The organism is Bradyrhizobium sp. P5_C11_2, from assembly GCF_054049755.1.
On sequence record NZ_JBFULT010000351.1, the window covers coordinates 1 to 8,045 of the forward strand.

Here is an 8,045-nt window from a genome sequence, read left to right on the forward strand (position 1 = left end):
CCGCTATGCAGGCCTGACGTGAAGTTGAGCAAACTCGCACCATCACGCGTATGCAATGACGGACCGCAATGACGATCGTCGCGGACGATCGTGTCCGTGCCGTTTGATCGACGCAAAAGACGAACGAAATCAAACGGGGATGTTCAGCAATAGCCGTCGTCGCCTTGCCGCTTGCACCTGAGGGCAACGCGAAAAAACCTCGAAATCCCGCGGCGAAGTGCCGCCCGCTGCCGAAACAAGCGGCATGCCTTGAAAAAAGTTGAGGCTTCTCACTCCGGGAGATCGGCGCAAGTGTCGCACCCAAGGGACGTTCATTTTTACGTGTCCAAACTTGGGGGTATTCAGGATGTCGTTTCGTTTCAGGGCAATTGCAGCGGCGGCGCTGTCACTTGCTACGCTCGCCACCGTTGGCCTGGCTCAGGCAGCAGATTTGCCCGTCAAGGCCGCGAAGAAGGCGGYTGATCTCCCGTTTTTCCTGGTGATCGACAACCGCGTCACGTTCTCCTGGATGCCCAAGGGCACCGACCCCGGCATGTGGAGCGTCCGTCCCGACGGCAGCATCAACGGCACCACCGCCAAGCAGGTCTACTCCTTCACCCATTTCGACCTCTGGGCCTACGGCACCAACTTCTTCACCATCTCGATGTTCAAGTCGGGTCATAACGACCCTGCCAGCCCTTGCGTCGCGCCGGGCGTGAACATCGGCGGCACCGCCAGCGACTGCGCGGGTGCGACCGAGATCTACGGCCTGTTCCGCTCGACCTTCGGCTGGAACGAGATCTTCAACACCAAGGCCTTCACCATGGGGCCGCTGCACAACATCTCGTTCGAAGTCGGCATGGATGCCAACACCGAGAACAACTTCCTGGCGCCCGCCAAGCGCGACGTTGTCGCCGGTCTGCAGTTCGCCTTCGACCTTCCCTACAAGGGCTACATCAACGTCGCGCCCTTGGTGTACTACGAGTTCCTGAACCACAATGCCTTCACCCAGTGCGGCCTGTTTGGACCGGGCTTGCCGGGCGTCACCTGTAACTCGGACGGCAACGTCAGCTACAAGCCGACCTGGGCCGTCGAAATCAACTACTACATGGACCTCGGCTTCCTGCCGCCGAACATGCAGTTCTGGTCGATCAGCGGCCGCGCCGGCTGGTATGGAGCGAAGGGCGACTCGAACGGCCTTCCCGCACTCTCCGGCCCTGGCCGGTTCTCTACTGCTTCCAAGGTCGAGTTGAACAGCGAACCGATCCGATTGACCTTCGACGCTTCGAAGGCCGCTTGGGGTGACAAGTACTCGCACTTCGTCGATCTCTGGGTCGCCTACCGCTACTGGCAGAACAAGTTCGGCCTCGACCACAACGCCATGCCCGGCGTCTGCACCATCGCCGCGACTGGCCAAAGCACCAACAGCTGCACCGAATCCACGGTCTACGGCGGTGTCACTGTGAAGTTCTGATCGATCGAGGTCTCCAAGCTACAGCAATGGCGCCGCGCATGTCCCGCGGCGCCATTGGCGTTTGTGAACGTGTAGGGTGTAGGGTGGGCAAAGGCGCAATGCGCCGTGCCCACCATCTCTGCAGACGGTCGGCTATTGGTGGGCACGCTTCGCTTTGCCCGCCCTACGCGTCTGAATTCTTGGAGCGCGCCTACCTCGTCCAGACGCCGTCGTGCAGCGCTTCGGCCTCGTCTTCGAGCAGCGGCCCGACCACCTCCGTCGGCCGCTGGCCGCTGGCAAAGACCTCGCGGCAGGGCAGGTCGAGGGTCGGGTTCTCCGGGTGGTTGCCGGTGACGCCGCGCAGGCGGTGTTCGCTGAGGCCGTAGACCACGCGGCCGATGCCCGCCCAGTAGATCGCGCCGGCGCACATCGCGCAGGGCTCGGCGGAGGAATAGAGCGTCGATCCGGCGAGCGCTTCGCGGCTCAGCGTACGGCAGGCCTGCGTTGCCGCGAGGCGCTCGGCATGCGCGGTGCCGTCATGATCCGGCATGTAGCCGTTCTCGGTCTCGATCAGCACCTTGCCGGCCGCATCGACGACGATGCAGCCGAAGGGATGATTGCCATGGGTGAGGGAACGGCGGGCAACCGCGAAGGACAGGCGCAGGAAGTGTTCGTCGCGTTCGGTTCCGCCGTCCATCAGGATGCGCTCAATGGCCCGCCATGTGCCGGCCGACCACGGTGAGATCGGCGTCGCTGGTCCGTGCTTCATACACGAATTCACCGTGGAACATCACCACCAGCCGATCGGAGAGTTCGAGCAGTTCGTCGAGGTCCTCACTAACCAGCAGTACCGCCGCGCCGCGGTTGCGCGCGGCCATGATCTCGGCGTGGATCTGCGCCACCGCCGCGAAGTCGAGGCCGAAGCAGGGATTGGCCGCTATCAGCACCTCGACGTCGCCGCCAAGCTCGCGCGCCAGCACAGCGCGCTGGACGTTGCCGCCTGACAGCGCCGAGATCGGCGTATCCGGCGTGCGGGTCTTGATCTTGTACTGCCCGATCTTCTTCTTCGCGTCGTCGCGGAAGGCGCTGCGGTTGAGCCACCAGCCGCCGCTGGCAAAGGGCGCGCGATCGAACTCGCGGAAGGCGATGTTGTCGGCGACGCTCATGCCGCCGACACAGGCGTTCTTCAGCGGCTCCTCGGGCAGCAGCGACATTTTGTGGCGCCGCATCTGCTCGCGTCTGGCGTGATAGGGGTCACCAGCGACGCGGATCTCGCCACTCTCGGCCTCGCGCTGGCCGGCCAGCACTTCGACGAGCTGGCGCTGGCCGTTGCCGGAGACGCCGGCAATGCCGACGATCTCGCCGGCGCGCACCGTGAGCGAGACGCCATGCACGGCGACCGCGCCGGCATCGTCGAGCGCGCGGATCTTGCTCAGTTCCAGCTTGGCCGGGCCGGCTTCGCCGGTGCGGGGCGGCTGGATCGTCAACTCCTCGGCGCCGATCATGGTGCGTGCCATCGCGTCCGGCGTGAGTTCCGCGACCTTGCCGGCGCCGGCGAGCTTGCCGCGGCGCAGGATGGTGACGTCGTCGGCGAACGCCATGACCTCGCGGAACTTGTGGGTGATCATCAGGATGGTCAGCTCGCCTCTGACGACCATGTCGCGGAGCATGCCGAGCACCTCGTCGGCCTCCGCCGGCGTCAGCACCGAGGTCGGTTCGTCCAGGATCAGGAAGCGGCGCTTCAGATAGAGCTGTTTGAGGATCTCGCATTTCTGCCGTTCTCCGGCCGAGATGTCGGAGACTTTTGCAGAGAGCGGCACCTTGAACGGCATCCGCGCCAGGAACGCCTCGAGCTCTTTCATCTCCTTCGACCAGTCCACGACAGCCGGCACGTCGTCGCGGGCGAGCACCAGGTTCTCGGCGACCGTCATGGCCGGCACCAGCGTAAAATGTTGGTAGACCATGCCGAGGCCGAGCGCGTGAGCGTCCTTCGGATTGCCGATCGCCTGCTCGCGCCCGCCGACGATGATGTCGCCCTCGGTCGCGTGATAGTAGCCCATGATGCACTTGACCAGCGTCGACTTGCCGGCGCCGTTCTCGCCGAGCAGCGCATGGAACGACCCCGGACGCACCTTCAACTCGACATTGTCCAGCGCCAGGAAGTCGCCGAAGCGCATGGTCATGGCGATGGCGTCGACGCCGAAGGCGCCCGACGGTGGTGGCGTCTCGCCGATGATCACGAAATCGCTCCGATGAAGGCCTCGGAGGTCGAGACCGCGCCGAATACGCCGCCCTGCATCTTGATCATCTTCAGCGCGTGGTCGTGATTGCTCCTGTCGGTCGCGCCGCAACAGTCGTGCAGCAGCACGCATTCGAAACCGCGATCGTTGGCCTCGCGCATTGTGGTGTGGACGCAGACGTCGGTGGTGATGCCGGTCAGCACGATGTTCTCGATGCCGCGCACGCGCAGGATCAGCTCCATGTCGGTGGCGCAGAACGAGCCCTTGCCGGGCTTGTCGATGATGGGCTCGCCGGGGAGTGGCGCCAGCTCAGGGATGATGTCCCAGCCGGGCTCGCCGCGCACCAGGATGCGGCCGCAAGGGCCGGGATCGCCGATCCCGGCGCCGATCTGCCGCGAGCGCCAGCGCTTGTTGGCGGGAAGATCGGACAGATCGGGGCGATGGCCCTCGCGGGTATGGATGATGTGAAAACCTTGGGCGCGCATCGCGGTGAGCAGCTTCTTGATCGGCTCGATCGGCGCCCGCGTCAAAGAGAGGTCATAGCCCATCTTGTCGACATAGCCGCCGACGCCGCAGAAATCGGTCTGCATGTCGATGATGACGAGCGCGGTATTCTCCGGACGGAGATCGCCATTATAGGGCCAGGCATAGGGCTCGGACTTGATGGTGCGCTCGGGCATGGACGACCTCGTTGCGTGCCGCGTGTTACCGTGTGATCGAGAGTTCGGCGGGCGCACCGGTCAGCGTCCGCTTCGGCGAGCAGGTGATGATCATGATCGCCAGCGTCAGGATATAGGGCGCGGCGTTGAAGAGGTGATAGCCGGAGGTGACGCCGACCGATTGCAGTGCCGGCCCGAGCGCTGCGGCGCCGCCAAAGGCGAGGGAAGCCCACAGGCAGAGCAGGGGATCCCAGCGGGCGAAGATCACGAGCGCCACGGCGGTGATGCCCTGGCCCGATGACAGGCCCTCGTTCCAGCTTCCCGGATAGAACAGCGACAGGAAGGAGCCGCCGATGCCGGCGAGGAAACCGCCGACCATGGTCGCTCGCAGGCGGATCAGCAGCACCGAGTAGCCCATGGCACGCGCGGCATCCGAGCTTTCACCGGCGGTGCGGATCAACAGACCCCAGCGCGTGGTGCGGAAGGCCCAGTACAGGATCGGGGCCAGCGCCATGCCGATCAGGAACATCACATTGATGCGTAGCGCCGCGCGAAGCTGCGGGATATCGCTCCACCAGCCGAAATCGATCGCGGGCAGCCGCGGCGCGGTCGGTTCGATCAGCGGCTTGCCGAGATAGAAGGCGAGCCCGGTGCCGAACAGCATCAAGGCGATGCCGACGGCAATGTCGTTGACGCGCGGCAGCGAACAGATGCCGGCATGCAGCGCGCCCAGCAGCGCGCCGGTGACACCGGCGGCAAGTACACCCAGCCATGGCGAGCCGGTGAGATAGGAGATGCCATACGCGCTCATCGCGCCCATCACCAGCGTGCCTTCAAGGCCAAGATTGATGCGGCCGGAGCGCTCGGTAATGCATTCGCCGAGACTCACGAACAGGAACGGCGTGGAGACGCGAATGGCGCCGCCGAGCACGGCGAGCGGAACGGTCCAGAGTCCGATCGATCCGTCTGCCATCTCAGGATTTTCCCTTCAAAAATCCGATGCGGCCATAGAGCGCATCGCTGGCCAGCACGAAGACGAAGATGATGCCCTGGAGCACCAGCACGGACGCGTCGGGCAATCCCAGGCGGCGCTGCAACAGGCCGCCGCTGGCGCTGATGCCACCCAGCAGGATCGCGACGGGGATGATGGCGAGCGGGTTTTGCCGCGCCAGGAAGGCGACGAGAATGCCGGTGAAGCCATAGCCGGCGGCGAGGTTGGCGTTGGTGCGCCCCTGCACGGCTGCAACCTCGACCATGCCCGCGAGGCCAGCGGCGCCGCCGGCGAGGAAGCAGATGGTCAGGATCAGCTTGCTGACGCCGAGGCCGACGATCTTCGCGGCGCGGATGTTGCCGCCGGCCACCCGCGCGGCGAAGCCGAACACGGTGTGATAGATCAGGATGTAGGCGGCAATCGCGGCGATCAGGCCGAAGACGAGGCCCCAATGCACGTCGGTGCCGGGGATGGAGCCGATCATGTTGGCGGCGCCGATCTCGCGCGTCGACGGCTTGTTGAGGCTCGCGGGATCCCGCATCGCGCCTTCGACGAGATGGTTGAGGACGGCGAGTGCGATGTAGACGAGCAGCAGGCTGGATATCGTCTCGTTGACGCCGCGGTACTGCCGCAGCGCGCCCGACAGCATGATCCAGAGGCCGCCGCCGATCACGCCGGCGCAGACCATGGCGATCTGGACGATGAGCGGCGGCATGCCCTGGAGCGCCAGCGCCGCACTCGTCGCCGTCAGCGCTCCGATCAGGAGCGCACCTTCGCCGCCGATGATGACCATGCCGAGCTGCGCGGGCAGCGCGGTGCAGAGCGCGGTGAGGATCAGCGGCGCAGCACGCGTCAGCGTGTTCTGCCAGGAGAACCAGGTGCCGAAGGCGCCGTAGTACATATAGAAATAGAGATCGAGCGGGTTCTTGCCGAACATCGCGACGAAGATGCCGAAGACCACGAGCGCGCCGGCCAGCGCCGCGCCCGGGATCAGGATATACTCAATTGTCGCGCCGTGGCGCTGGAGAAATCCCGGATCGGCGGCCGGGGCAATCGCCCCGACCGCCTCAGTGGGATCCGCCGCTTCCGTTGTCACGAAGTCGCTCCGATCACGCCCTCCACGAGATAGTCCATCTTCTCCAGTTCGGGATCCTTCTGGCCGCGATCGGTGCCTGCCGCGATCACCGTCTTGCCCTTGTTGTCGACCAGCCCTCCCTTGAAGATGGCGTAGCCTTCCGCGGACAGGAATTTGGCCTTGACGTCGTCGGCATGCTTGCGCGCCTCGGCCGAGACCGCCTCGCCATAGGGCGAGGTCTTGACGATCTCTTCCTTGAGGCCGCCGCGATAGAAATTCGGGATGCTCTCGCCGGCGCCGATCATCTTGACGAATTTCGGATAGAGCGCTTCCCAGTTCCATTCGGCGCCTGTGAGATAGGCCTTCGGCGCGAGTGGCGACTGGTTGACGTGGTAGCCGCAGACAAACGCGCCCCGGCGCGCAGCGTTCTCGACCATGGTCTTCGGACCGTCGACATGACAGGTGAGCACATCGACGCCCTGGTCGATCAGGCTGTTGGTCGCTTCGGCTTCCTTGACCGGCATCGACCAGTCGCCGGTGAAGATCACCTGCGTGGTGGCCTTGGGATTGGCGAGCTTGGCGCCGAGCGCAAAGGCATTGATGTTGCGCAGCACCTGCGGGATCGGCTTCGCGGCGACGAAGCCGAGCTTGCCGCTCTTGGAAGTATAGCCGGCGACGATGCCCGAGATGTACTGGGCCTCGTCGATATAGCCAAAATAGCTGCCGGCGTTCTTTGGATCCTTGTCCGACCAGAGGCCGCCGCAGTGCTCGAAGCGCAGCTTCGGGTACTTGTTGGCCATCTTGATCATGTGCGGATTGTAGTAGCCGAACGAGGTCGGGAAGAGCAGGGCGGCGCCGTCGAGATTGATCATGGACTCGATCGTCTTCTCGACCGCGTCCGTCTCCGGCACCTTCTCTTCCTCGACGACCTTGAGGCCGGGAATCTTCTTCAGCGCTGCGGCGCCCTGCGCATGCGCCTGATTGTAGCCGTAGTCATCGCGCGAGCCGACATAGATGAAACCGATGGTCGTCTCGGCCGCGAAAGCCGGGCGGGCGCCGACCGCCGCCCCGAGGGTGAGGGCTGCGCTGCCTTGCAACAAATGCCGTCGTGAAATCCTGCCAAAATCCATTGGTTGCTCCCTTGGCGGGTGAACCGCCTTAATCTCGCGGCTGCGCCGGTCTGGCGGAGCCCGGAACAAGATGTCGCAATCTTCGTGCCAGAGGCTACGAAGCAGTCATTCCGATTTAAGCTATTGAAATATAATTATTATATAGAGATCAAGAATCTTGATTAGGAAATCAGCAGATTAAAGCGTGGGCAGCATTTCCTGATTGTATGCAATCGAGTTAAGCAGTCTTAACCGCTCACGCATGTGCATGACGAGGGCTGGACGATCTGCCGGCTACCCGCATTCATGCTAACCACGCGCCGGTCCGAGGGGGCGCTGGCCTCGTGATTTGCTGGCACCGAACTTGTATCGATTGTAGCCGGGCCGCCGCTGCCGCGGCCCTAGAGGAAAGCTCGCCGAGATGGATGCTCGTAACGCCGTTCAGAAGGGGTCGCTCGGCGAAGAGATCGTGCGTCGGATCAATGAGCTTGGTGGAATCTCGGAAGACGCCGACAAGCTGACCCGCATCTATCTCAGCA

Annotated in this window: 7 protein-coding genes; 1 reads left to right on the forward strand and 6 read right to left on the reverse strand. The window is 64.1% G+C overall.

Annotated elements, in window-relative coordinates; translation table 11 throughout:
* Positions 1 to 346 precede the first annotated feature (346 nt).
* Positions 347 to 1,453: a hypothetical protein gene (locus ACXJL8_RS27120; protein ID WP_456685900.1), complete on the forward strand. Its 1,107-nt coding sequence runs from the start codon at positions 347 to 349 to the stop codon at positions 1,451 to 1,453.
* Between the two features lie 190 nt (positions 1,454 to 1,643).
* Here the strand turns inward: ACXJL8_RS27120 and ACXJL8_RS27125 are convergent, their stop codons facing one another.
* From ACXJL8_RS27125 to ACXJL8_RS27150, 6 genes are read right to left on the reverse strand one after another with little or no spacing between them, the layout of a single operon-like run.
* Positions 1,644 to 2,129 carry a nucleoside deaminase gene (locus ACXJL8_RS27125; protein ID WP_456623275.1) on the reverse strand — a complete coding sequence of 162 codons (486 nt, stop codon included), beginning with the start codon at positions 2,127 to 2,129 and terminating at the stop codon, positions 1,644 to 1,646.
* Positions 2,130 to 2,139: 10 nt separating this feature from the next.
* Positions 2,140 to 3,672, reverse strand: a complete 1,533-nt coding sequence (locus ACXJL8_RS27130) for an ABC transporter ATP-binding protein (protein WP_456623276.1) — start codon at positions 3,670 to 3,672, stop codon at positions 2,140 to 2,142.
* Positions 3,669 to 4,352 (reverse strand): biuret amidohydrolase, encoded by a 684-nt coding sequence (biuH, locus tag ACXJL8_RS27135; protein ID WP_456623277.1) that lies wholly within the window; start codon positions 4,350 to 4,352, stop codon positions 3,669 to 3,671. The genes ACXJL8_RS27130 and biuH overlap by 4 nt, the downstream gene beginning before the upstream one ends.
* Before the next feature lie 25 nt (positions 4,353 to 4,377).
* Positions 4,378 to 5,304, reverse strand: coding sequence for an ABC transporter permease (locus ACXJL8_RS27140; RefSeq protein ID WP_456623278.1), 927 nt, complete (start codon positions 5,302 to 5,304; stop codon positions 4,378 to 4,380).
* A 1-nt stretch (position 5,305) separates the two neighbouring features.
* On the reverse strand, positions 5,306 to 6,418 hold the full coding sequence (locus ACXJL8_RS27145; RefSeq protein WP_456623279.1) for an ABC transporter permease: 1,113 nt from the start codon (positions 6,416 to 6,418) through the stop codon (positions 5,306 to 5,308).
* The gene (locus tag ACXJL8_RS27150; RefSeq protein ID WP_456623280.1) at positions 6,415 to 7,527 is read right to left on the reverse strand and encodes a BMP family ABC transporter substrate-binding protein; all 1,113 of its coding nucleotides are present in this window, start codon (positions 7,525 to 7,527) and stop codon (positions 6,415 to 6,417) included. The genes ACXJL8_RS27145 and ACXJL8_RS27150 overlap by 4 nt, the downstream gene beginning before the upstream one ends.
* Positions 7,528 to 8,045: the final 518 nt, after the last annotated feature.